The organism is Collinsella aerofaciens, from assembly GCF_015546965.1.
Taxonomy (GTDB): domain Bacteria; phylum Actinomycetota; class Coriobacteriia; order Coriobacteriales; family Coriobacteriaceae; genus Collinsella; species Collinsella aerofaciens_X.
Genome location: NZ_JADMUF010000016.1, coordinates 1 through 25427, shown reverse-complemented (window position 1 = coordinate 25427; position 25427 = coordinate 1). Strand labels below are relative to the sequence as shown.

The following is a 25427-nucleotide window of genomic DNA, read 5'->3' as shown; positions in this document are numbered from 1 at the left end:
CGCCTGCGGCGCTCGGCCTGCGAGATTAAGGATACGGTATGGGAAAGAAACTCGATAAGAAGGCCAAGGCCGCCGTGGCAAAGGCCGCCAAGGGCGTCAAGGCCGCTAAAGTCGACAAGGCCGTCAAAAAGTTCCGCAAACTCGAGGGCAAGCTGTGGACTCGTGAGTACCTGCTCAAGATTGCCGAGTTCGATGGAGCGACGATTGCTCCTGCCAATGGTGCTGCCGCCCGTGCCGACGCCATGGGCACGCTTGCCGGCGAGCATCACAAGCTGCTGACCAGCGAGAAGTCCGTTGAGCTCGTACGCTCGTTAGCGCGCGAGACCGTCGCCGGCGGCAAAATCGACGACCCGCAGCTGCTCGACGAGATCCGTGTGCTCGGTCGCGACCAGCGCGAGGCAAGCGTCATCCCCACCGAGGAGGCCGAGGCCTGGACCAGGCTCACCTGCGAGGCCGATGCCGTGTGGCACAAGGCCAAGACGGCCAATGACTGGACGAGCTTTGAGCCCTATGTGGATAGGATCGTCGCCCAACTTAAGCATCAGGCCGAACTTATGGACCCCAAGCGCGACCCATACGATGTTTGGCTCGACCAGTACGAGCGCGGCCTTTCCGCCAAGAGCTTCGATGCGTTTTGCGATGAGGTCAAGGCAACGGTCGTGCCGCTCGTGCACGCCATCGGCGAGCGCAGCCAGCAGCCCGATGCCGACTTTTTGCACGCCCGCGTGCCCGAGGCCGCCCAGCGCGCCATGAGCTTCGACCTTATGAAGCTTGTCGGCCTGAACCTGGACGACACCACGCTTGCCTTTACCGAGCACCCGTTTAGCGAGGGCTTTGCCGTGGGTGACGCGCGCATCGCGACACACATCTACGAGGACGATTGCATCTCCAACGTCTACAGCATCATCCACGAGGCCGGCCACGCCATGTATGAGCTGGGCGTGAACCCCGCTTACGCGCGCACGTGTCTTGAGGGCGGTACCTCCATGGGCATCCACGAGAGCCAGAGCCGATTCTTTGAGAACACCGTGGGCCGCAGCCTCGCCTTTATGGGCCCGCTGCTCGAGGTGCTGCGCCGTCACGCGCCCGAGGTCTACGGCAACGTGGACGAGGACGCGCTCTACCACGCGGTGAACATCGCGCAGCCGTCGCTGATCCGCACCGAGGCCGACGAGCTCACCTACCCGCTGCACGTTATGGTGCGCTACGAGATTGAGCGCATGCTGTTTGCCGGCGAGGCCACGGCCAAGGACATCCCCGCGCTTTGGAACCGCTTTATGAACGAGTACCTGGGCATTCCCGTTCCCGACGACACGCACGGGTGCCTGCAGGATACGCACTGGAGCGGCGGTTCGTTTGGCTACTTCCCCACCTATGCGCTGGGCAGCGCCTACGACGCCATGTTTGTGCCGGCCATGTGCCGCGACGGCGTCGACCTTACCGGCGCCTGCGCGAGCGGCGACCTGACACCCGTCCGCGCCTGGCTGGGCGAGCACATTTGGCAGTGGGGCCGCGCCAAGGACGCGCCGGAGCTCATCAAGGGCGCCTGCGGCATGGCGTTCGATGCCCGCTACTACTGCAGCTACCTGCAGGACAAGTTCACCACGCTCTACGAGCTGTAAGGCATAACCGACACGCCAACGCAAAGGGGACGCCGCGGAACCAATCCGCAGCGTCCCCTTTCCACCTAGTCGTTTAAGAACGTCCCCAATGACTACCTTACAGAGCTTCCAGCGCGGCGGCGATGCGCTTCATGGCGGCATCGGCGGATGCTTGGTCGGGCGCCTCGGCCAGCACGCGGATAACCGACTCGGTTCCGCTCTTGCGTACGAGCACGCGGCCCTCGCCTGCCAGCGCAGCCTCGGCCTCGGCGATGGCGTTCTGCACACCCATGTTCTCGAGCGCGGCGTCCTTGTCCGCCACGTGCACGGCCACCTGCGCCTGCGGCAGCAGCTTGCACGGAGCCGTGAGCTGCGAGAGTGTCTCGCGCTCGGCACGAATCACTTCCATCACGCGCAGCGAGGTCATAATGCCGTCGCCCGTGCGCTCGATATCGCCAAAGATCGTATGGCCCGTCTGCTCGCCGCCCAGGCTGTAGCCGCCCTCGCGCATCTTGGCATACACGTGACGGTCGCCCACGCCGCTGGTCACGGCGCTCAGACCGGCAAGCTCCAGCGACTTGACCAAGCCAAAGTTGCTGGCGATCGTCGGTACCACGGTACCGCCCGAGAGACGCCCGTGCTTGTTCAGGTACACGCCGCACACGTACAGGATCTGGTCGCCGTCGACCACGCGGCCGCGCTCGTCCACGGCCAGGCAGCGGTCGGCATCGCCGTCGTAGGCAAATCCCACATCCAGGCCCTGCTCCACCACATGGCGCTGCAGGCGCTCCATATGCGTGGAGCCGCAGTCGACGTTGATGTTAAAGCCATCGGGCGCGGCGTTGATCACGCGCACGTCGGCGCCCAGCGCGTCGAACACCGGCTTGGCCACCGAGGATGCCGAACCGTTGGCGCAGTCGATGCCGATCTTGACGCCCTGCAGCGAAAAGTTCGCACTTGCGATGAGCGAAGCAATGTAGCGGTTGCGACCCTGCATGTAGTCCACCGTGGCACCGATGTGGTTGCCCGTGGCCAGCGGCACCTCGCTCTTGCCATCGATGTAGTCCTCGATGAGCTCCAGCACGTCCTCGTCCATCTTAAAGCCGTCGCTGTTGACGAGCTTAATGCCGTTATCGCAAAACGGGTTGTGGCTCGCGCTGATCATGATGCCGCAATCGAAGCAGCCCTCCACGGTCTGATGTGCCACGCCCGGCGTCGGGATCACATGCAGCATATAGGCGTCCGCACCGCTCGCGACCAGGCCGCTCACCAGCGCCGCCTCGAACATATAACTCGAGCGACGCGTGTCCTTGCCCACGATCACGCGCGCCTTGCGCTCGCGGTTGGCGCCGTAATACCAGCCCACAAAACGGCCAATCTTATAAGCGTGCTCTACCGTCAGCCCAACGTTGGCCTCACCGCGAAAACCGTCGGTGCCAAAGTACTTCATGCGCTCTCCTTACAAAATAGGGGCGGACAGATTGCCTGTCCGCCCCAAAATGGTACTCGATTATCTGCGCTACCAGAAAAACCCTACGCCGACGCGCTGTCGCGAGCCGCCTGGCATGTAGGAGTCTGACGCAGCGTAAGCGGCTTGTCCCCCGCCTCGGCCGACGTGGTCAGCGTATACGTGATCGTCGTCGTCTCGCCAGCATGCAGGTCAACGGTGCCCGAATAGAAGGGGATTCCATGCCACGTAGCGGCGCCAAGACCAAACTGGGTGCCCTCGACGGTCAGATCAGTAATGTTGCCGCCCGTCGGGGCAAACAACGAGACATTCAGACGCTCGTCGTCACGCGCGGCATCGGGTGCGCTCGCCGCAACGTAGTCGGGCAGCTTGCCAGCCTCCTCCTGCGTCATGATGTTCGTCAGGGTAACGGTGATGCGATAGGAGCACGTGCCGTCGCCGTTCTTCACGCCCTGGCCAATCTGCGTGTCGGCGTTCAGATACCAGTCGAGCTTCGAGAAGCTCAGGTTGTTAAAGTAAACGCCGGCAACGGGATCGGCACTCGGATCATCCGGATCGGGCAGCGAAGCGTCAATGCCCGTCTCTTTGATGGCATTCTGCTCATCATCGTTTCTCATCCACGCGATCAGGCGGCCCTCTTCGGCACCGCGCTCGAATGCACCGACAAGCTTTGTAACGTCAACGTCACCGATGCCACCGAGAATCTTGTCGAAGGCAGCGCTGGCGACGGATGCAAAGATGCCATCCGACTCCTCGACCGGATAGTTCCAGTACACATCGTGCATGAGGACCTTTGCGGCGTTGGTGCCGTCGACAACCGTTCCGTCGGGCAGCGACACATTACCGACCAGGCCCAGCAGATACTGCAGGAACACCGGGTCGATACCCACGACGCCGTCAACGTCCTGCCCATACTGGGACTTCCACAGCGCGGCGACACGCTGCGAGTTGCGGGGCCAATCGGGCGAATACGCGTTACCAGAGTTGTACAGGTTACTGTGGTCACCAAACAGTGCCTCGTCCTCTTCGTCGACGCTCTCAACCGCCTCGTCTTTGCTAAGCGCAATACATGGAACAAACTCGCCAATCGACATCTGGCCGTCAGTGACCGAAATCAGGCCCTGCGAACCGCCAAAGCCGCCGCAAGCACGAATCTCGACGTTGTTCATGGCGTACATAAGGTAGTTGCGCGTCTGGCCGTTGACGCCGAGCATCTGGGGAAGGACGGGGGCGACCTTCTCCGCCGCGTCAACCGCACCGTTGAGGGTGGCAAAGCCGTCCTTGGCCTTATCGACCAGCTCGGTCACCTGGGAAATATGAGTATCGCCAATGCCCTGGACCTTCTCGTTGGCGCTCTTGAACACCTTCGAGCTGCTGGAAAGCGAATCGGCGACCGCCTGCAGCGCGGACACGTTAATCATGCCGTCCTGGAACAGCTTGCCGGGCGTAGCCTGCGAAAGGTTATCGGCCATGGGAACCAGCGCATTGCTCGAGACATCGGACAGGGCGTCGATCATGGTGCGGGCCGCATTGATATCGCTGCCATACACCGGGATAAACGAAGCCGCCGTCCACAGCGGGCTCGAAGTCTCCGCCTTCATGCTGTTACAGAGCTCATCGATCTTCTTCGCGTCGTCAGGCAGCGTCGAAAAATCGCCCGACGTGACCTTGTCCTTAAGGCCACCGACGATCTCGACAGCCTCCTTCGCTTCGCTCTTTACGGTCTTTGCCGAGTTAAGCAGCATAAAGCCGCTCGCGCCAAGCGCAACGAGAAGCACCGCGACTACAGCGGCAATAATGGCGCCAGTGTGACGCTTCTTGCCCTCGCCCTTGCGATGGCGATGACGGACCAGACCGTCAGAGGTCGAACTCGACGAAGCGTCGCTACCGTAGTTCAAGCCAAAATCGTAATAATCTTCCTTGGATCCCGAGCCCGCAAACTCGGCACCGCTATCATCCAGGCGGGCGAACGTGCCAGTCTCGGAGGCGCCGGTGTAGATCGTGCCAAGGTTACCCGTAAGCCCCGCGCCACCGGCAGAGGGAGTATTGTTGGCGGCCTTGCCGGCATCAACGTTGCCAGCGGCATTCGCGGCGTTGGCAGCACCTGCGTTGTTCGCAGACACCGAAGGAGCCCCGCTCGGCTGCGACGCGGAGGTTGCACCGCCCGCAAAGACATTCCCTTTTGCACGGCCGGTCTTTTTTGCCTTTTGAGACTGCTCGTACAGAGCGGTAAACATCGCCGTCTCGCCCGGGGACACGCGCTTACCGGAACCGCCCTGTCCAGCGCCGCCCGGCGTGCCGGCCTTACCAGCCCCGTTCGGACGCGGCGGAACTGCAGGACGGCCGCTATCGCTGCCCTTAAAGTGATTACCAGCCATAAAGAAATCCTCGCAATTGAGTCGCAATGAAAAAGTCCATAACGTTACTAGTTTATGGCATTTTGAGCATCGACAGCTAAACTCCAGACACGGACATCAATTGGCGAAAATGCGGCACAACACCTTTTCTGTCTTGGCGGCGGCGCTAGCTACACCGTGAGGAACATCATCACGATGATCATGGCAAAGCCGATAAGGTCGGTCGGCAAAAACACCGTCCCCAGCATAACGGCGCTGGTGATGGTCGCCGAAACCGGCTCCACAGTTCCGATGAGGCTCGCACGCACCGAGCCGATGTCCTTAACGCCCTGCATATAAAGCATGTAAGCAAAAAACGAGCCGATAACCACGAACACCGCGAGCGCCTCGATGCCGGCAGCGTCGAGCGCCGGCATATGCGCCCAGGGCTGCACGAAGACGCACGAGACCACGCCCGCCGTGAGCATTGCCGAGCCCGTGACGATGGGGCTGCCGTATTCGGGCAGGATTTTGGCGGGAATCACCGCCATACACGCGGCGCTGACCGCACACATAAGACCTGCTGCCAGGCCAAGCGGCGAGATATTCAGGCTGGTGGGGTCGCCGCCGGTGGCGATTAAAAAGGTTCCACCCAGAGCCAGGCCAATGCCGATGACTTCGCGAGTACGCGGCATGCGGCGATCGATCGCGCAGGTGTAGCCCATGATGATAACGAGCTGCAGGCACTGGAGCACCGTCGCGGTTCCGGCGTTCGTCAGGCGCACGGCCGAAAGATAGCAAAACTGGTTGAACAACAGGCCAAAGGCGGTAAAGAGCAGCAGCTGCTTGCGATCGGCGGGTGTGGTCCAGAGCTTAATCAGACGCTCGCGGTCGCGCGTGACAACCACGGCCATAAAGAGTAGACCGGCGAGAATCTGACGCACGCTCATAAGCCACAAGGTGTCGACGTGGTAGGTATCGAACAGAAAGCTCGCGCTGGTGCCCGAGAAGCCCCAAAACGAACCGCCCACCAGCGTAGCCAAGACGCCCGTGATCATCTTGCGCGACGACGCATCGTTAAGGCGGTCGCGCCAGGCGCGGCGGGTGCTACGGCTGAGCTCGTCGGTGCCCTCGGGCACATCAATGTTCGATATATCGGTCATCGGCACCGAAGCCCCTGCGCCTTCGACCTGCTCGACACACTCTTTGCTCATTTCACTCCCCCGAAACAGCCTGGAAACAATTCGGCTTACCTTACCACGGCGAAGTCACCAGCTGGAGGCTTGTCCGCTTATCGGTAGGACAATTCCGCAGGCGTCTTTCCATAGCTCGATACCGCAATGGCCTTGCATTATGCGACAGCCAAATCGCGGCAGCAGGCTCTTTTGAAATGGATACGACAAAGCCCCCGAATTCCACAATGTAAGCGATTTTTAAAAATGTTCTTGCCACCGAGTTCAGGCTCCGTTATATTATCCCTTGCGCGCTTGCGCACCCTTGATCGGGCGTTTAGCTCAGGGGGAGAGCGCTTCCCTGACACGGAAGAGGTCAGAAGTTCAAATCTTCTAACGCCCACCAAATGTTCGCAGCTCAGAGGCTATGTACTCTGGGCTGTTTTGTTTTATATCGCCAAATCAGCTGGCAACTCCAACCGTCATCGCAACGTAACATCAATTCACCTGACGAATGGCAGCCAAACAAATTCAATACCCCAACATCAACAATAACCAGGCACAAAACTGCGCCGCAAGCTGCTCCAACCGCCCAACTGGCCAAAAGCCGACCATCTACTTGCCGATCTATCCATCGGCATAACCAATCAGTCCGCACCGCAACTTCTCAGCAAAACGCCGCGATGTCTGCGCCCTGCGGTATCCTTGAGCCACTTGCACCTGCAGCACCAAGGAGCCGCTATGCGCACCGAGCTCGATGTCCCCTTTTCGCACAAAGAAGAAGCCAAGGCGCTGGGCGCCAAATGGGACCGGACCAAGAAGATCTGGTATGTACCCAGCGGCGTCAACCCCGAGCCCTTTGCCGAGTGGCTGCCCGGTGTTGACCGATCCAACCCCTCGGCGCCGTATATATATCTAGTACTGGGCAAGCGTGAGTGCTGGAAGTGTCACAAAGAGACCTCGGTCGCGGCCTTCGGCATTCCCTATCGAGCCGATAACGACGAGAGCATCGTCATCGCGCACGCGCCCAACGAAGCCGGGCACATTGCCATCGACACGGCCAACGCCAACGCACTCGCCATCGTGCCCGCTCTTGGCTGCGTGCCGGGCGAGATCCGCGACTACCTTCATAAGCGCTGCGGCTACAAGCCCGTAGGCGCGCGGGCCTCCAAAGCCCCGTCGCTCGGCAACACGTGCACCAGTTGCGACGCGCTGCAAGGCAGCCGCTATCTGTTCGAGGAGCCCTCGTCCCCGTTTGCCCTCACTGCCATCAACAAGCTGCCGGCACTGGAGTTTATACGCGTCGAAGTTGCCGGCGTCTTTGGCGTCCCGGCCACGCGTACCGACTTTGACCAGGCGCTCTTTACCTGGGCACGCGACCATCACGCCGAGTTCCACAGGCAACTCGGTGAGGGGGTTTATTTGTAGATACAGAGAAGCCTTCACAGCCAGCTCCTCCGCATCACCTATCCCTCGTCGCCGGCGTCGTACACGATATCGAGGCCACAAACAGGGCATTTCTCCGGATACACCGGCATATGAACGCCTGTCCGTTTTCTCACTTCGTCGCTGAGTCTGTCGCGCGCATCGATAAACCGAATATCGAGACACGGTATTTGCGAGCCGCAGCAAGGGCAGGTGACGACAAACGACCCGCAATCAACCTCTACGCTCGAAAACATATTGTTGTCTATAAGGGTACGCGGCAGTTTTCCGTACTTCCCCATCGCAATATCGCCTCGCCAGCTCATACACGCTCCCCTCTCACTATACAAATCAGGAAGAGCATGCACCGGCGGGCGTGCGCGAGATTGCATCGCCACGCGATCCGATCAAACAACACGATCGTCAAAGAATGCCAAAGCCAAATACGCTAATACGGCAGAAGCCCCGCCTTTTCACGCTTCTTTTCCGAGCGATCGAACTCGATACGATGGGCCTCAAGAAACACCGTATTGGGTCGCCACTGACGCTCATTCGGCTGCCTTAGCGTCGCACCCGCAAAGGAAACGTAATCGGTCTTATCCAGCAGGTACGATCCGCACAGCCGATATTCGCCGCAAACAGGCTCAAACGAAATCAGATGAGCATCGAATAAAGCATGTAAGTCGCGCCGAAGCAGAATGCCGTTGCTGGCAACCTGCGATTTGGGTCCCGAGTAATTCTCGATATGTGCAGCCTCCAGAGCTTCGCTGACGCCGCAGTCCGACACCGCGCAACGGCCATCATAGGCGGCAACGAGCTGCTTGCGGAACCATTGCTGCCCCAATCGCTCGCGCCTTAACGCATAGCGGGCCTTTTCGTCGTCGGTCGTACCCTGTCCGACAAACTCAATATCGACGGGCATGTGCTTCAGATAACTCATGTCGGGCGCAAAACGAGGGTCCGGTCCGCCTTTATGAACAGGACCGTGCAGAACAAACCATCCGTTTTCGGACTCGAACCGTTCAACAAACGCAAGGCCGAGCACCTTGTAGCCCACCTCGGTTGCAAATATGACTCCGACTGGAACGCCACATTCCATGCAGTTGAGCATTTTAAGGTTATAGTCTTGGTCTCGAGAACCAACGGCGCCTGGCGCTTGAACCGAATACTTAATGACCCACGTGCCATCGTCCAAATAGAGCGGAGGCACATCGGTGTAGAAGTTCTTTTTAGAGTTATGGACCGAAAGCGCAAAGATCTTATTGGGATCTTGCTTCACCCGATCCTGGCCCGGCCAGAAGATCCCTGAATCCCGCGTTACGGGAAAGAAGTCCGAGCCAATTCTCAAACGGTACTGATACTGAGGGCTATCTTCCTTGGTGTGGTGCGGAAGGCTGGTCCAAACGCCGCCGCGCTGTTCCTCACCCAGAAACCACTCCCATGCCTCAACGTATTCGGAAGGCACGAGACTGCAGGCGCGGTCATAGCTTGGTCCATCCATCAACGGAACAGCAAGGTCAATGTCGTTCATCGCCAGCACCTACAACCATACGAACGCGAGTCATGCCCCTCAATAATATGACCGAGAGTCAATTATTACGAGATCTCATTCCGCGATCGGCACATCGTTGATGCTCTCGGTTTGCCGCTAGCGCGCTTGTACCCCACTACCCCACTCCCCTGTATACTGATGTAGCACGTGTTTCATCCGGGCTTGTTGGGCCGGGTCGTTCATGGGAGGTTCTTGTGGCTGTTTCGAATCCGCCTAAGGGGAGCGTTTCTTCTTCGTCCATCAAGCCGGTTACGCGCAAGGCCGTGCGTTGCCAGCGCGAGGTCGCTTGGCTTGTCACGCAGGCGGCGGGCAGGCTTGTGGCGACCACTCAGGACGTCAATGCGCCTACGCCGAGCTTTGTGCTGGCAGTGGCGCTGGATCGAGTACGCCAGCTGGAACTCGCCGCACAAGAAGACGGCAGCCATCTTGGCTACCAGGACGCTATGGCACCCGACCTGTTGACCTTTTGCCGCATGGCCAAGTTGCCCGCCGCACCCAATGCACTTTCGGACGCAGGCTACATGTTTACGCTTTCGGGCGCGGAGCTCATCCGCGATATCTACGCATACTGCGGCGAACTCGCCGAGCGCAGCGTCTTTGGCACGGCTGAAGTCAAACCGGGAAATGTCATCAAGCTGGTTCTTAGGCTGTTCTTGATAGACGGGTTCGGGGCCATGTCGGCGTAAGCCGAGTCTTTAGCATCACCGTCGACTGGGCAACAACCGCTTTACCTTAATGGACGCCAATCGAGGGTCGATTATTGGGTCGCCTCGTCCACTAACGCATCTATCCCACGCGCTCCGACAGTCGATACTTGCGGTTGCGGCTCGTCGCCGGCGCCGTGGGCTCAAGCTCGCCTTGAGCAATGAGCGCGTTGACGCGCGACCTAACCTGGGAAATTGTGAGCCCTGTGTGCTCTGCCAGCTCGCGCGTCCCCAGCTCGCCGTAATGTTTGAGTGCCGTCACAATTAAGCCCCCGCCATGATCGACCGGCTCGATCTTTGAACGGAAAAGTACGACCTTGAACCGATCGAATCCCGGGCAGAACAGGGGCTCGGCCAGACCATGCGCGCGCATGGCATCGATCATCATCGGGATGCCCGAGCCATTGCCCTCAGCCGGCGAACCTGCGCCATCCGGCAGCGGGACAATCGACATGAGCTTCACAAGCGTCGCGTTACGGCATCGGGAGCTGCCGTCAAACAAGTTCTCGCGAGTCTTCCCCCCGTAAAGGCCGCCAGGGTTCGTCACCTCGACACGATCGTCAAAGACGTCGACGGCAATCGATTGTCCACAGAACCGATCCCCGTATTCTCGATGGATTACGGCGTTGGCGATTGCCTCGCGCAGAACCTCCTCGGGAATCTCCAGCGAGTCGACACGCGAGACGCCTTGGACGGTCGAGATTCGCCGCAAATTCTTGGCGACGGCTGCGACGGCATCCGAGATCATCTCGCCCAACGTTCCCTCACAGATTGTGCGGTCCATGAACCTCAACGACCCCGCCATGCCCTTCTGAGTTCCCGCATGGACAGCCACGTCAATGAAGAGCTTGGGATAAAACTGCTGAGGATAGATGCCCGCAGCCAGGAGCCCGGCCTTAGTCACATTACCCCGGGAGTCGAGGAAATTCAGGCGCTCCAGCTTTGTTTTCTTGTCCATCGCACCGCGCATAGCTCGGGGCGTCAGCGAGAAAGCACGCTCTATCGTGCGGTCGACCAGCGTCTCGTCGAGATCGTCCGCGCCCGCGCCCGCCACCGCGTCGCGATCGCTCGGAGTCGCTCGACCGTATGACGCCAATGCGAGCACCTCGGTCGACGAAAGCGGGACATCTTTGTCATCGATGCGCTTGTAGCTGCCGCCCTGGGCGCCGCGTTCTATTACATAGCAGGGCTTGCTCGACGGGTCGAGCTCCTCAATCGTGATGACCAGAACGATGACGCCCTGAAGCTCCACTCGCTCGGTCCTGCGGAGAATGCCGCGGATAGATTTCCCTCGTCTCTCAGTTATCTCTCGTAATTATCTCTCATTTATCTCTCTATCTCTCGGCTTAGAGATAAGAGATAGATAGAGATGGAATGTCTACCATTTGCTTCATTTATACATATTTTTGCTGGTAGAACAATCGGTATTGAGACAATACCATGATTGCCTGTCTCTTTGCTGCTCAGTTATCTCTCATATTAGAGACGAATGAGAGACGAGAGATACGCGAGTGATGGACGAGCGAGGATTTTCGGACGGTCGGATATCGAGAGTGGATATTTGGACGGTTTTTGGGGCTTTTGCGGCAAATTCCGTCCAAATATCCACTCTCGTTCGATAGGTATCCGGAAATCCTCGCTCGTCCGTCCGAATATCCACTCTCGTTTGGCGAGTGTCCAAATTTCCACGCTCGCGCGGCGGTCACGCGGGGCCTTTACCCAATCCGCTGGCATCGTCTTCGGTTCACCGCAGAGCCGCGGCCCCATATGGGTATACTCTCGAGGATTCGACTCGATTCGCCCCCGCTGGGGCGTCAAAGGAGACTGCATATGCCCACCACCTCAACCGACCCGCGCGCCGCTGCCGCCGCGCTGCTGGTGCCCGACACCACCTGCCACGGCTTTGCCGTCGAGCGCCGCGAGACCGTGCCCGAGCTCGACTCGGACGCCTACGTGCTACGCCACACCGCCTCGGGCGCTCGCCTGCTGTACCTGGCATGCGACGACGAAAACAAGGCCTTTGCCATTGGCTTTAAGACGCCGCCGGCCGATTCCACCGGCGTGTTCCATATTCTTGAGCACTCGGTGCTGTGCGGATCGGCCAAGTTTCCCGTCAAGGAGCCGTTTGTCGACCTGATCAAGAGCTCCATGCAGACGTTCCTCAACGCCATGACCTACCCCGACAAGACCATCTACCCCGTTGCCACCACCAACGAGCAGGATCTGTACAACCTGATGGACGTGTATCTGGACGCGGTGTTCAACCCGGCCATCTATACCAAGCCCACCATTTTTGAGCAGGAGGGCTGGCACTACGAGCTGGACCTGCCGGAGGACGCCGAGGGCGATGGCGAGGGCGGCTCCGCGAGCCTGCGCGAGAGCACCCTGCGCTATAACGGCGTGGTGTTCAACGAGATGAAGGGCGCGCTGTCCGATCCCATGAGCGTGCTGGACGATGCTGTCAACGCCGCGCTCTATCCCGACACCGCCTATGCGCACGAGAGCGGCGGCGACCCGCGTGCGATCCCCGCGCTCACCTACGAGCAGTTCCTGGATACGCACGCACGCCACTACAATCCTTCCAACTCCTACATCACGCTCTACGGCGACCTGGACGTGGACCGCGCGTTAGCCTTTTTGGACGAGCGTTATCTGTCGCAGTCGAGTGCCGCGAGCCGCCGCATGGACGCCGCTGTTGCCGCCGGCGAGGACCCGTCCGCGCTGGCACCCAATCCGCTGGACGTGCAGGCGCCTGTGACCTGCGAGTATAAGCGCGTCGAGATGGCCACCACGCCCGAGAACGCCCTGGTGGGCCTGGGTCTTGTGCTGGGCAGTGCACTCGACCGCAAGCGCACGATCGCAGCAGATATCCTGTTCGAGGCGCTGCTGGGCTCCAACGAAGCACCAGTTAAGAAGGCCATTCTGGCCGCCGGCCTGGGCGGCAACGTGGTGAGCTACACCGCGGCCGAGTGCCTGCAGCCCTACGAGCTCATCATGCTGCAAAATGCGCAGCCCGGCGTGGCGCGCGAGCTGCGTCGCGTATTCCAGGACGCTTGCCGCGACCTGTGCGAGCACGGCGTTCCGCGCGAGCGCCTGGAGGCCATCATCAGCAGCAACGAGTACGACCTGCGCCAGCGCGACTATGGCATCGCCGACGGCGTGGCCATTGCGTGCGATGCGCTGAGCACCTGGCTCTACGATGACGACGCTGCGACGCTGGCGCTCAAGTATGGCCCGGTGTACGAGGAGCTGCGTAGCGAGCTGGACGGCAGCTATTTTGAGGACCTGCTGCGCGAGCTGGTGCTGGAAAACGATCACATGGCGCTGGTCGAGCTGGTGCCGGTGGACGCCGCCGAGGGTTCGGAGGGTGCCGAGGCCGCCGAGCTAGCAGCCAAGCGCGATGCCATGACCGATGCCGAGCTGGCCGACGTGGTCGAGCGCACGGCCGCGCTGCGTGCCGCGCAGGAGGCGGAAGACACGCCCGAGGCCAAGGCCACGCTGCCGCGCCTGCGCGTGTCCGACATTGGCGAGGCGCGCCCCGAGCCGCCGCTGGTCGTGGACACGACCGCGCCCATCCCCTGCCTGCGCCACGGCATCCCCACCAACCGCCTGGCCTACGCCATGCAGTATTTCGACCTGAGCTGCGTCACGTTTGAGGACCTGCCCTATGTGACACTGCTCTGCCGCCTGCTTAAGCAGCTACCCACGCGCGAGCACTCGGCCGAGGAACTCGACAACTTGCTCGCTGGCAAGCTGGGCTTTTTGAGCTTTACGACCGAGGTCATGACCCAGCCCGAAGTGGACGGCGTGCGCCCCTACCTGCTGGTGAGCGCCGGCGCCCTGTCCGAGAAGATCGACGCGCTGGCGAGTCTACCGCGCGAGGTATGGTCGAGCACGCTTTTGGCAGACGCCGACGCCGACCGCATGCGCGACGTGCTCACGCAAATTCGCATTGGGCTTGAGCAGGGCTTTATCAACAACGGCCACTCGGCGGCGCTCGGTCGCGCGATGAGCTACAGCTCGCCTTCGGCCGTGGTGCGCGAGCAGCTTTCGGGCGTGGACTTCTACCTGTTCCTGCGCGATCTGCTCGACCACTTTGACGAACGCGTGGAGGATTTACGCGCCAAGCTTGCCGAGCTGGCCGAGCGCATCTTTGTGGCCGATGGCTGCATGGCGAGCTTTACCGGCAGCGACGAGGACTTTGACGCGTACTGGGATGCCGCGGGCGACCTGGGGCTGGACGCTGGCGACGGCGCCGATGCCGGCCGCGACGCGCTCGTGGTGCCGACGCCGTGCGACCGCCACGAGGCTTTCGTGATCCCCAGCGACATCTGCTTTGCCGCGCGTGCGTGCGATCCGCGTCGCCTGGGCATTGACGTGACAGGCGCTTGGGCCGTGGCTGCCAACGCGCTCTCCTACGACTACCTGTGGAACGAGATTCGCGTGAAGGGCGGTGCGTACGGCTGCGGATTCCGCGCAGCCGGCGAGCGCCAGACGGCGTTCTACACCTACCGCGACCCGGCGATCGATCCTTCGATTGAGCGCGTGGAGCGCGCGGGTGCATGGCTTGGCAGTTTTGAGCCCGACGAGGCCGCCTTTGAGGGCTTTATCGTGAGCTGCGTGAGCGGCATGGACGCGCCGGTGAAGCCGTACGCGCTCACCAAGCGCCGCAACACGACCTACCTGGCCGGGCTCGATCCGCACGCACGCGAGGAGCGTCGCGCCCAAATGCTCGCCGCCACACCCGGTGAGCTGCGCTCGCTCGGCGCCGATGTGACGCGCATCGCAGCCGAATCGCCCACCTGCGTCTTTGGCGGCCGCGACGTCATCGCCAAGAGCAACGCCGGCTTCAACGTAGTCGACCTGCTGGGCTAAGGCACGGCAAGCAAAACTACCACGAAGGTCGCAGTTCAAAGGCGCCCTTCGTGGTAGTTCGAACACTTGTTCTATACGCACACATGTTCTATAGTAGAGGTGCTTGCAACGAACTGAAATTGCAACTAGAATATAGTTGCAGAATGTGAGGCAGGATGACTCGGATCGATAAACTCATCGCCCAGCTGCTTAACTGTCCTTCAACGTATAGATTCGCTGACTTTCTTAAAGTTATGGCTTCATATGGCTTTGAAATGGACAGCAAAGGCAAGACATCCGGATCGCGCGTTCGCTTCTACAGGCCATCAGATGGCAGGATGTTCGTAATGCACGCACCTCATCCATCTGACGAATTGACAGCGGGAACCATTCGAAACATCGTTCGCTTTCTGCAAGATGTCGGAGGTAGTCATGAGTAACGTTTTGGCATACAAGGGTTATTTCGCCCCGGTCGAGTTCGATGCCGAACAGCATGTGCTAACAGGTATGGTCGCCGGCATTAGGGACGCAATCGTATTTGAAGGCTCCACGGCTGAAGAAGTGGAGCAATGCTTCCACGACGCCGTCGACGATTACCTTGAGTTTTGTGCCGAAAAGGGCAAGGAACCAGAGCGGGCTTTTAAGGGCTCATTCAATGTGAGAACAGGCTCCGAGCTTCACAAGCAGGCAGCACTGGCGGCGGCAAAGAAGGGTGAATCGCTCAATAAGTTTGTGACTGAAGCGATCGCTGCGGCGCTGTGAAGCCAACGTCGAGTCGAAGCCGCCACAAAGGGCGCCTTTGTGGCGGCTTCGACGTTTGCCCAGATAAAACCTGCCAAAATAAACCTGTCCCTTTTGGCAGGTTTGCTCGAGGAGGTTAGGATGGACAAGGCTGAAGTGCGGCGGGCAGTGATTGCTCGGCGCGATGCTCTTGATTTGGACTTTCGGGCGGCGAAGTCTGCTGATATCTGTGCGCGGCTGGTTGAGCTGCTGGGCCGCTTGGATGCCGCGGCGCCGCGCATCGTTGCCGTCTATGCCGCGATGGGTTCCGAGGCAGACCCTGCCGCGTTTGCCGCTGCGGCCGCCGCGCGCGGCTGGCGCGTGGCCTATCCGTGCATGCTCTCGGCAACAGACGCCGTGGCTTGTGGCCAGCGCATGTGTATGCGGGCAGTTGCCGCCGACGATGCGTCCGCGGCTCCGTTTATCGCCCACCCCACGCGGGCCTTTGCGGCCACGGACATCGACAGCGACCGCTTCCCTATCGTGCCTGCCGAAGCTCTCGACATGATCATCGTGCCGCTCGTGGCCTTCGACCAAACCGGCGCGCGCCTGGGCTACGGCGGCGGTTGTTACGACCGCTACCTGCCTATGCTCTCGCCCGCATGCCAAATCATCGGCATCGCCTTTGACGAGCAGCGTGTCGACCACGTTCCCACCGACGCCCACGACCTGCCGCTACCCCACATCATCAGCGCCTAATCGCCGCTGTATCGCGCCCGCAAAATGAGCGTGGAAAATCTCCCACTTTAAGCCCCCTTACGAGCCAAAAACGGGAGATTATCCACGCTCATTCAACAAGCGTCCAAAAATCCACGCTCGTCCGTCCGGATTTCCACGCTCGTGCAGATAAATGCCCTGCAACCGCTTCAACACACACGCGGCACGCCGGCGACCTTGAGCTTGCGATCGAGCTTTGTCGGATCCCTTAGATCATCCCAGCATAAGCGCACGATCTTGCAGCTATCAAGCAGCGAAAGCCTCGACTCGCGCTGACGCTCATCAAATTGCGCCTTTGCGAGCTTGCCCTCCTCCGCCGCCTTCTCGCTTTTAACGAATCCGTCGAACTCCCCGACGATCAGCCGGTCGCCCACGCGCCACAAGTAGTCGACGCGATACGGCCGTCCCGGCTCAACCGGGTCGAACAGCTCAACTTGCAGCTCTGGCGTCTGCCAGCCGCGCTCGATCATCAGGGCGCGCGCCTTGGACTCGCCGCCGCTTTCCGACAGCCCATCGGCACACTGTGCAACCCTGCGCGCCGTCACAACGCCGCGACGATTCAGGCCAAGCTTGTCGACGGTCTCAACGAGATGCTCCTTCGACAAAAGCTGCTCATGGAGCGCCGAGTCCGCAATAATCAGTCCCTCGACAAACGATGCATCGACCAGGCAATCCGTAATCGTTTGATCGATGTCGGTCACGGCAATATTCATCTGGCTGGCCCGTGTTTGACGAGCATAGCGATGACGAATGATCTGAGAGCCCGACGTCGTCGATTGCGCTGGTGCCACGGCGATATGGATGTGCGTCAAATTGGCATGCGAAACCGAAAGGCCATAGATAACGGCCGCCGTATACGAGCAAAATGTCCAGTCGGGATGCCTTTGCGCAAGTGCCCGCACCCGATGCAGATAACGCTGCCGAAACTTGAGCTCGGACCAGTATTCCGGACGCGCATACAGCCCCGGCATGACCGCCTCTAGACTTCCCGCCTCCGCCCGCCGCTCAATCTGCTTTGCCTCCGCTGCCGTGCGTGCGTACACGCAGCTCATCTGCTGTTCGCATGCTTTAATGTGACTTCTAAGTCTTTGATTCGCCGTCGTGTTTCCCATGTCGCCTCCCAAATCTTGGAACGGCGCAAACGTACCAGACGGTTTCATGCGAAGTCTGACCAAATACCGTCCAGGCGCTGACCAAATGCTTGACGGTTTTGGACGTTTTAGGTTGATGGCTTATATCTGCAGGTAGAAGCCTTGCCAAGAGGTCCCTGTCTCCACATTTAGATACCTTGGTCCATCGGATTATCAGAAAGAAAAACCCGTCGAGATTCAAGACTACGTCAAATGCGACTTTGCCTCTGCATGTACCATCTCTTAGCCAAGCCATCGGCATCTAGATGCGTAAAAATGAGCGTAGATATTCTCCCGTTTTGAGCCTAGTTTCAAGCCAAAAGTGGGAGATTATCCACGCTCGATTTGTAAACGTCCGAAAATCCACGCTCGTGTGTCCGGATATCCACGCTCGTCACGCTGCAGGCACAGCCACGGCCGCAGCCCACAGCCACGGCCGCAGCCCGCAGCCATGGCCTCGGCAGCCTAGTGCTCCTCGCCGGCGCGGGCCAGGTCGTAGGGCGTGGTCTGGTAGACGTAGTAGTTGAGCCAGTTGGTGTAGAACAGCTGAGCCTGGCTACGCCAGACGTTGCGCGGCTCGGCGGTGGGGTCGTCGTTCGGGAAGTAATGCGCCGGCACCTGAGGGTTGAGGCCGCGCTTCACGTCGCGCTCGTACTCCAGGCGCAACGTGTCGGTATCGTACTCGGGATGGCCAAATACAAAGAAGCGACGGCTGTCGGTCGACTTGACGATGTACAGGCCCACCTCGTCGGACACGGCCACAACCTCAAGCTGCGGCTCGGCCTCCACGTCCTCGCGGCGCACATCGGTGTTGCGCGAATGCACGGCATAGAAACGGTCGTCGAAGCCGCGGACCAGCGGGCTTTGCGGCTTCACCAGATAATGCTCGAACACGCCGCTCGCCTTTGCCGGCAGGTCGTACTTCTGGATACCGTAATGATGGTAGAGCCCCGCCTGCGCGCCCCAACAAATGTGCAGCGTAGAGTGTACGTGTGTGGTAGACCAATCCATGATCTGGCAGAGCTCGGGCCAGTAGTCGACCTCCTCGAACGGCATCTGTTCCACCGGCGCGCCCGTGATGATCAGGCCGTCGTAGTGGATGTCACGGATGTCGTCGAACGTGCGGTAGAACGTCTCCAGGTGGCCGGCACTCACATGCGTGGCCTCGTGCGTTTTGGTGCGCAGCAGGTCTACCTCCACCTGCAACGGCGTGTTGGAGAGCTTGCGCATGATCTGCGTCTCAGTGGCGATCTTGGTGGGCATGAGGTTGAGGATGAGCACGCGCAGCGGACGGATGTCCTGGTGCAGCGCGCGGTACTCGGTCATGACAAAGATGTTCTCGCTCTCGAGCTGCGCGGCGGCAGGGAGGGCGTCGGGGATGCGAATGGGCATGGATGCTCCTTACGAGTCAGTTGCAGCTATGGTACAACGAGCGGCCCCATCCGCGCGAGCACATCGCCCAGCGATGCCGTCAGCGGCCCAAATCACTCCAAAAGTAGAGATTAAGGCATGTCCCAAAAATCTACGGCGCTTTAGTCTAGCAAAGTGGCAGCTGGACGCTACAATGGTTCGACGCGAAAAACTCGGCCGAAAGGATACATATATGTACCAGACGCGTAAGATCGGTGTGGTCGGCCAGGGCCACGTAGGAGCACATGTTGCCAACAGTCTGCTCATGCAGGGCATTGCCGATGAGCTGTACCTGTGCGATATCAACGAGGCCAAGGTGACGTCCGAGGTCCAGGACCTGCGCGACTCCCTTTCGTTTGTCCCGTACAACACCAAGATCGTCAACTGCTACGACCACTACGAGGAGCTTGCCTGCTGCGACGTCATCGTCAACGCCGCCGGCAAGGTCGCGCTGGCCGCCGGCAACCGCGACGGCGAGCTGTTCTTTACCACCGACGCCGCCCGCACCTTTGCCAAGCGCATCGTCGACGCCGGCTTTGACGGCATCTTCGTGAGCATCTCCAACCCCTGCGACGTCGTGTGCACCGAGCTGTGGCATCTGACCGGCTACGATCCCAAGAAGATCATCGGCTCGGGCTGCGGCCTGGACTCCGCCCGCCTGCGCACCGAGATCTCCAAGAAGGTCGGCGTGAGCCCCAAGTCCATCGACGCCTACATGATCGGCGAGCACGGCTTTAGCCAGCTGGCCGCCTTTAAGGCCGCAACCATCGCCGGCAAGAGCCTTAACGAGCTTCAGGCCGAGAACCCCGACAAGTATGCCTTCGACCACATGGAGGTCGAGGAGCTCGCACGCAAGGGCGGCTACGTAACCTACCAGGGCAAACAGTGCACCGAATACGCCGTCGCCAACTCCGCCGCGCGCGTCTGCGCCGCTGTGCTGCATAACGAGCATGCCGTGCTTTCGGCCTCTACGCTTATGACCGGCCAGTATGACGAGGAGGGCATCTTCACCTCCCTGCCGTGCGTGATCGGTGCCGAGGGCGTCGAGGAGGTCTACACGCCGGACCTGTCCGAGCACGAGCTCGAGGGCTTCCACAAGAGCTGCCAGCACATTCGTGACAACATCGCCCAGCTCGACTGGTGGGATGCCGAGGCCTACGACGCAAAGTAGGCTGCTGGCTGCCGCAACCTTGCGAATCTATGCGCGATACTAAGCGGGCCGCGCCGGAAACCCACCGGCGCGGCCCGCTTTTTACGCACGCTGTTCGCTTGCGAATCGAAGGTGAATACTTTTCCCGGTACCTAGTACTGCTCGATGCCCATGTAGCGACGAACCTCGGGGCTGTGGTCAAACACCTTGCCGCGGGCGGCGCGCAGCTCGCAGCTCATGTTGTAGAAGAAGATCGGCTCCAGGTACGAACGCACGCTGGCGGGCACCTCGCCCACGCCGTACTCGAGCGCATCGAGCACCATGATCGTGTCGGTGTGCGTGTTGAGGAACGCCAGCGCGCGCTCCTCCATGGGACGGCACTCGCCCGATCCGAGCTGTACAAAGTAGAACACGCCGGGCTCGGTGGCTTCGAACGGGCCGTGGAAGTACTCGCCGGAGTGGATATAGCAGCAGTGCTGCCACTGCATCTCCATGAGCGAGCAGATGGCCATAGCGTAGGTCTGGCTAAAGTTGGGGCCGGATCCCAGGATATAGAAGAACTTGTGCTGCTGGCAGAGCTCGGCAAAACGGGCGCCCAGCTCGGCGTTGACCTTCTCGCGCGCGGCGGGCAGCAGCGCGTCCATCTGCTTAAGGCCTTCATACATGTCGGCGAGCGCCTCGTAACCCTCCTGCTGGTCGAGCAACTCGGCGGCGATCAGAGCGCCGATGCCCTGCGGCACCTCGGCCTGTGACACGCCCTCGCCCCACGGATAGACCCAGGTGATCCACTTGCCGCTGTCGATCTTGGAACCCTCGCAGTCGGTCATAGCGACGACCTCGGCGCCGGCAGCCAACGCCATCTCGCAACCGTCGACGACCTCCTGCGTATTGCCGCTGTGGCTGCATGCAATAACGAGCGACTTCTCGCCAAGACTCTTGGGAGCCATCAGGCAAAACTCGCGCGCCGTATAGACCGTCGAGGTAAACGTGGTGGCCTCGCGCTTGAGCAGTTCGTTAGCCGGCATGAGGTCGATCATCGAACCGCCACAGGCGATCCAAAAGACGTTCTCGACCTTGCCCTTGCGCTCGATGATTTCCTGAACCAGATCATGTGCGTTCATGCTGATGCTCCTCCTTGTGGGGCGGCTTTGAACGACGACAACTCGTACCTGCTGTCGTTCTATGTTGTCCTATTTATAGCACGTGTAACAACGCCCGTGAAGTCATCTCGGCAAATTTGTTCTATGTTGTTCTATCTGTGGACGTTAGATGTCGAAGACGTAGCGCGAGCCCACGATCTTTTGGCGGCCGAGCAGTAGAGGGCGCCCGCCGGCGTCGGTAAAGTAGGCCTCCATATAGAAGAGCGGCTCGCCGACCGGCACCTCCAGCAGCGGGGCCGTCTGAGCATCGGCAAGCGCAATCTCCACGGTGCAGGGGTCGGACTTGAGCGGCGCGCGACCCGAATGCTCGGCAACGAGCGCAAAGATTGAGTTATCGGTGAGGTCCTCGTCGGCCAGCGTCTGCAGGTAGGGATGGTCGGCGAGTACAAAGGCGTTGTTCTCGAGCATGACGGGGATGCCGTCGGCCGTGCGCACGCGTTCGACCACGATAAGCTCGCAGCCGGGCTCCACGCCAAAGAACGCCGCATCCTCGTGCGTCGCCGCGACCACCGTGCGCGACACCAGACGCGCACCCGGCACCATGTCGTTGGCAGCACAACCCTCAGTAAAGCTCTGGACGTCACCCTTCTGGCGAATCTTGCGCTTGAGCTTGGGAGCGCACACAAACGTGCCCCTCCCCTGCTGGCGGTTGAGATACCCCGCGCGCGACAGCTCCTCGATGGCACGGCGCACGGTGATACGCCCCACGCCGTAGGACTTCGCGAGCTCCATCTCGGCAGGGATGCGCGAGCCGGCAGGGTACACGCCGCGCGCGATCTCGCCCTTTAGGTCGTCCATGACCTGCTGGTACAGCGGCACGGCGGGCACCTCGGCGCGCTCGGAACGTTCGGTCTTGCCATCGGCTGCCATCATTACGCTCCATCCCGCGCATGCTCGGACTCAAATTCTTCAATCGCCGCCATAAACTGCTCGCCAAAGGCGTCGGCTTTTTTCTCGCCAATGCCGTTGACCTGGATCAGCTCCTCGCGCGTCTGTGGACGCAGGCGGCACAGACCGCGCAGGGCCTTGTCGGAGAAGACCATGTACGGCGCCATCTCCAGCTCGGTCGAGATCTCCTTGCGCAGGGCACGCAGGCGCTCGAACAGTTCGACATCGTCACCCACGCGCGGGCGCTGATCCAGCTCGGCCTCCTCGCGCAGCAGATCGACGGCGCGGCGGGCGCGGGCCGAGGCCTTGCGCTTGGACGCGCGACGCTTAACGGTAAAGACGAACGCCTCGTCCTCGACCTCGCCGGCACGCGGACCCAGTCCCACGACCGGGTACTGCCCCTGCGAGGTGGCCAAATAACCGCGACCGCACAGCTGGCCGATGATGTCCTTGATGCGCCCGACCGATTCGCTCGACAGCTCACCGTAGCCGCGGTCCTCGTCCAGATGCATCTGGCGAATGCGCTCGGTGTTGCCGCCGTGGAGCACGTCGGCGATCAGCGACTTGCCAAAGCGCATGGGACGCGTGGCCACATAGCGCACGGCGACGCGGGCCATATCGGTGACGTCCTCGACCTCGAACTGCGTGAGGCAGTTGCTGCAGTTGCCGCAGCCCTCGGCGTCGTCTGTCGTGCCACCCGCGGCGGCTGTCGCATGCTCGGCCGCGGCCTCGTCGCCAAAGTAGCGCAGCATGTATTCGCGCAGGCAGCCGGTGGTATTGCAGTAACCCTCCATCTGGCTGAGCAGTCGATAGCGATTCTGGAGCGCCCACGCGCGCTGTTCGTCGTCGAGTGCCTCATCGGCAGCATCGCCGCGGTCGATCAAAAAGCGACGCATGCGAAAATCGTTGCCGTTCCACAGCAGATGGCAGCTGGCTGGGTCGCCATCACGGCCGGCGCGGCCCGCCTCTTGGTAGTAGGCCTCGATGCTCTCGGGCACGTTGTTGTGAATCACGTAGCGCACGTTGGGCTTGTCGATGCCCATGCCAAAGGCGTTGGTAGCAACCATCACCTGGATGTCGTCGTCGATAAAGGCACGCTGACTCTGGCGGCGGGCGTCGTTGCCCATGCCGGCATGGTAGCGGCCCACGCGAATGCCGCTGGGGCCCAGTGCCTCGGCAAACTCCGCGGCCAGCGCGTCGACCGTCTTGCGGGTCGAGCAATACACGATGCCGCTCTCGCTCGAATGCGCAATCACGTAGTCGCGCACCCAGGCAGTCTTGGCCTTGTCGCCCATCTCCTCGCAACCAAAGTAGAGGTTCTTGCGATCGAAGCCCGTCACCACCGTCGCGGGGTTTTGCAGGCCGAGCATTTGCTGAATGTCCGCGCGCACACGCTCGGTCGCCGTAGCGGTAAAGGCCGCCACGATGGGGCGTTGCGGCAGGGAATCAATGAACTCGCGAATCTGCAGGTAGGCGGGGCGGAAATCCTGGCCCCACTGGCTCACACAGTGGGCCTCGTCAATGGCCACGAGCGGCACGCCAATGCCGCCGTCCGCCGCGGCCTCCTGCGCAAAGGCTAAAAAGCGCGGCTCGAGCAGACGCTCGGGTGCCACGTACATAAGCTGATAGCGGCCCTCGCGCGCCCGCTTGAGCACGGTGTTTTGCTGGGCCGGAGTAAGGCTGGAGTTGAGATAGCTGGGTCGCGCACCCGCCGCGAGCAACGCACGGGTCTGGTCCTCCATAAGCGACAGCAGCGGACTCACCACAAAGGTGATGCCGGGCAGCATGAGCGCGGGCACCTGGTAGCAAATGGACTTGCCGGCGCCCGTGGGCATAACACCCAGCGCATCGCGGCCTGCAAGAATCGCATCGACCATGCGGTCCTGTCCCGGGCGAAACGAGGTGTAGCCAAAATAGGCGCCGAGCGTGTCGAGCGCCATCTGCTGCATGCTATCGGTCATGGTTTCCTAACGTCCAAGTCATCTGCCGCCGATTATACGCCGCCACAAGGACAAGCACCGAGCAGCAGGTAGTCGTTGGCCAGAACGACGGACCCCAATGGCTACATCACCATGACGTAACGCGAGCCCACGTAGTACTGCTTGCCCATCAGGACCGGCTCGCCGTTGGGACCAACAAAGCCGGCGCGCAGGTTGAGCAGCGGATCGTGTGGAGCGATCCCCAGCTCGGCCGCCTGCTCGGCATTGGCGCGAACGGCCTCAACCGTGCGATAACCAACCGAGACGATCGGCGTTCCGCCCACGCGCTCTACCTCGGCAAAAATCGATTTGTTCTCAAGATCGGCCGTCAAAAGCTCGCGGTACTGGTCGAACGGCACAAAGATGTTCTCCTCAAAGATGGGCTCACCGTCGGCGGTACGCACGCGCTTAATGTGCAGCAGTAGCGCGTCCTTCGGCAGCCCAAAGAACTCCATCTCGTTTTGGCGCACGGGCACAATCTGGCGATCGACCACATGGGCTCCGGCCTTCATGCCGTTATCGGCACACAGCGCGGTAAACGTCTGCAGCGTCGAGGCATGGAACTGACGATTGATGTGCGGAGTGGAAACAAACGTACCGCGGCCCTGCTGTTTAACCAGATATCCGTCGGAGCACAGCTCCTCAACAGCGCGACGCACCGTGATGCGGCTCACCTCGTATTGCTCGGCAAGCTCAAGCTCGGATGGAATGCGCTCCTTAGGTGTATAGACACCCTTTTCGATCGCATCTTTGATTTCATCGTAAATCTGCTGGTAAAGCGGTGCATTTTTAGGCGCAGGCATATCTGGTCACTCTTATCAAAATATCGAAATAGCGAATACGTATATAACGTCTGTACCTATGATACCCCAATGATAAAACGATACACCGAACCTACCAAAAAGGGACAGCTTTTTGGTGCCTTTATTTTGACCCAAAAACGGGACTGGCAGCCCCGCGACCAAAGGCCCAAACTCCAAGTGAGTAGACTTTTCGCGACCTGCCGAGCACACCCAAAACAGCCGGTCGCGCGCGCAGACGTGGTGTAAGAGTGTCCTGAGGTCCGTCGCTGCAAGCCCCGATGTTACTCCTTCTTGAGGC

At 60.6% G+C, this 25427-nt stretch carries 19 protein-coding genes and 1 tRNA gene; 9 read left to right on the top strand and 11 right to left on the bottom strand.

Annotation, left to right across the window (positions count from 1 at the left end):
• The first annotated feature begins 38 nt into the window (after positions 1-38).
• Positions 39-1622 carry a carboxypeptidase M32 gene (locus I1M21_RS09220; RefSeq protein ID WP_195193322.1) on the top strand — a complete coding sequence of 528 codons (1584 nt, stop codon included), beginning with the start codon at positions 39-41 and terminating at the stop codon, positions 1620-1622.
• 97 nt (positions 1623-1719) lie between these two features.
• On the opposite strand, the gene glmM is transcribed toward I1M21_RS09220, so the two are convergent.
• The 3 genes from glmM to I1M21_RS09205 all read right to left on the bottom strand — a co-directional run bounded on the left by glmM (position 1720) and on the right by I1M21_RS09205 (position 6619).
• Positions 1720-3051 (bottom strand): phosphoglucosamine mutase, encoded by a 1332-nt coding sequence (glmM, locus tag I1M21_RS09215; protein ID WP_195193321.1) that lies wholly within the window; start codon positions 3049-3051, stop codon positions 1720-1722.
• 83 nt (positions 3052-3134) lie between these two features.
• Entirely contained in the window at positions 3135-5447 is a 2313-nt protein-coding gene (locus I1M21_RS09210; protein WP_195193320.1) for a DUF4012 domain-containing protein, read from the bottom strand.
• Positions 5448-5596: 149 nt separating this feature from the next.
• Complete coding sequence (locus tag I1M21_RS09205) at positions 5597-6619, bottom strand: DMT family transporter (protein WP_195193319.1); 1023 nt, start codon at positions 6617-6619, stop codon at positions 5597-5599.
• Between the two features lie 289 nt (positions 6620-6908).
• On the opposite strand from I1M21_RS09205, the gene I1M21_RS09200 reads away from it, so the two are divergent.
• A tRNA-Val gene (locus I1M21_RS09200) sits at positions 6909-6983 on the top strand.
• Between the two features lie 335 nt (positions 6984-7318).
• Positions 7319-8005, top strand: a complete 687-nt coding sequence (locus I1M21_RS09195; protein ID WP_195193318.1) for a DUF5710 domain-containing protein — start codon at positions 7319-7321, stop codon at positions 8003-8005.
• 445 nt (positions 8006-8450) lie between these two features.
• On the opposite strand, the gene I1M21_RS09185 is transcribed toward I1M21_RS09195, so the two are convergent.
• Positions 8451-9533: an HNH endonuclease gene (locus I1M21_RS09185; RefSeq protein ID WP_195193316.1), complete on the bottom strand. Its 1083-nt coding sequence runs from the start codon at positions 9531-9533 to the stop codon at positions 8451-8453.
• A gap of 215 nt (positions 9534-9748) precedes the next feature.
• On the opposite strand from I1M21_RS09185, the gene I1M21_RS09180 reads away from it, so the two are divergent.
• Positions 9749-10240, top strand: a complete 492-nt coding sequence (locus I1M21_RS09180; RefSeq protein WP_195193315.1) for a hypothetical protein — start codon at positions 9749-9751, stop codon at positions 10238-10240.
• Between the two features lie 100 nt (positions 10241-10340).
• On the opposite strand, the gene I1M21_RS09980 is transcribed toward I1M21_RS09180, so the two are convergent.
• Positions 10341-11510, bottom strand: a complete 1170-nt coding sequence (locus tag I1M21_RS09980) for an ATP-binding protein (RefSeq protein WP_271763349.1) — start codon at positions 11508-11510, stop codon at positions 10341-10343.
• Positions 11511-12088: 578 nt separating this feature from the next.
• On the opposite strand from I1M21_RS09980, the gene I1M21_RS09170 reads away from it, so the two are divergent.
• From I1M21_RS09170 to I1M21_RS09155, 4 genes are all read left to right on the top strand, one after another.
• Entirely contained in the window at positions 12089-15133 is a 3045-nt protein-coding gene (locus I1M21_RS09170) for an insulinase family protein (protein ID WP_195193314.1), read from the top strand.
• 155 nt (positions 15134-15288) lie between these two features.
• Positions 15289-15552, top strand: coding sequence for a type II toxin-antitoxin system HicA family toxin (locus I1M21_RS10030; RefSeq protein WP_195193313.1), 264 nt, complete (start codon positions 15289-15291; stop codon positions 15550-15552).
• On the top strand, positions 15545-15874 hold the full coding sequence (locus I1M21_RS09160) for a type II toxin-antitoxin system HicB family antitoxin (protein WP_022094981.1): 330 nt from the start codon (positions 15545-15547) through the stop codon (positions 15872-15874). Before I1M21_RS10030 ends, I1M21_RS09160 begins: the two co-directional genes overlap by 8 nt.
• Positions 15875-15994: 120 nt before the next feature.
• A complete protein-coding gene (locus tag I1M21_RS09155; protein WP_195193312.1) occupies positions 15995-16591 on the top strand; it encodes a 5-formyltetrahydrofolate cyclo-ligase in 597 nt (198 codons plus the stop codon).
• A gap of 167 nt (positions 16592-16758) precedes the next feature.
• On the opposite strand, the gene I1M21_RS09150 is transcribed toward I1M21_RS09155, so the two are convergent.
• A complete protein-coding gene (locus tag I1M21_RS09150; protein WP_229025721.1) occupies positions 16759-17661 on the bottom strand; it encodes a hypothetical protein in 903 nt (300 codons plus the stop codon).
• 543 nt (positions 17662-18204) lie between these two features.
• Complete coding sequence (gene metA, locus I1M21_RS09145) at positions 18205-19131, bottom strand: homoserine O-acetyltransferase MetA (protein ID WP_117583845.1); 927 nt, start codon at positions 19129-19131, stop codon at positions 18205-18207.
• 211 nt (positions 19132-19342) lie between these two features.
• Here metA and I1M21_RS09140 point away from each other — a divergent pair, with 211 nt between their 5' ends.
• Positions 19343-20320, top strand: coding sequence for an L-lactate dehydrogenase (locus I1M21_RS09140; protein WP_195193310.1), 978 nt, complete (start codon positions 19343-19345; stop codon positions 20318-20320).
• Between the two features lie 131 nt (positions 20321-20451).
• On the opposite strand, the gene I1M21_RS09135 is transcribed toward I1M21_RS09140, so the two are convergent.
• From I1M21_RS09135 to I1M21_RS09120, 4 genes are all read right to left on the bottom strand, one after another.
• The gene (locus tag I1M21_RS09135) at positions 20452-21420 is read right to left on the bottom strand and encodes an SIS domain-containing protein (RefSeq protein WP_195193309.1); all 969 of its coding nucleotides are present in this window, start codon (positions 21418-21420) and stop codon (positions 20452-20454) included.
• Between the two features lie 144 nt (positions 21421-21564).
• Positions 21565-22332, bottom strand: coding sequence for a GntR family transcriptional regulator (locus tag I1M21_RS09130; protein WP_229025720.1), 768 nt, complete (start codon positions 22330-22332; stop codon positions 21565-21567).
• A complete protein-coding gene (locus I1M21_RS09125) occupies positions 22332-24308 on the bottom strand; it encodes a RecQ family ATP-dependent DNA helicase (RefSeq protein ID WP_195193308.1) in 1977 nt (658 codons plus the stop codon). Before I1M21_RS09125 ends, I1M21_RS09130 begins: the two co-directional genes overlap by 1 nt.
• A 101-nt stretch (positions 24309-24409) precedes the next feature.
• Complete coding sequence (locus I1M21_RS09120; protein WP_195193307.1) at positions 24410-25129, bottom strand: GntR family transcriptional regulator; 720 nt, start codon at positions 25127-25129, stop codon at positions 24410-24412.
• Positions 25130-25427 lie beyond the last annotated feature (298 nt).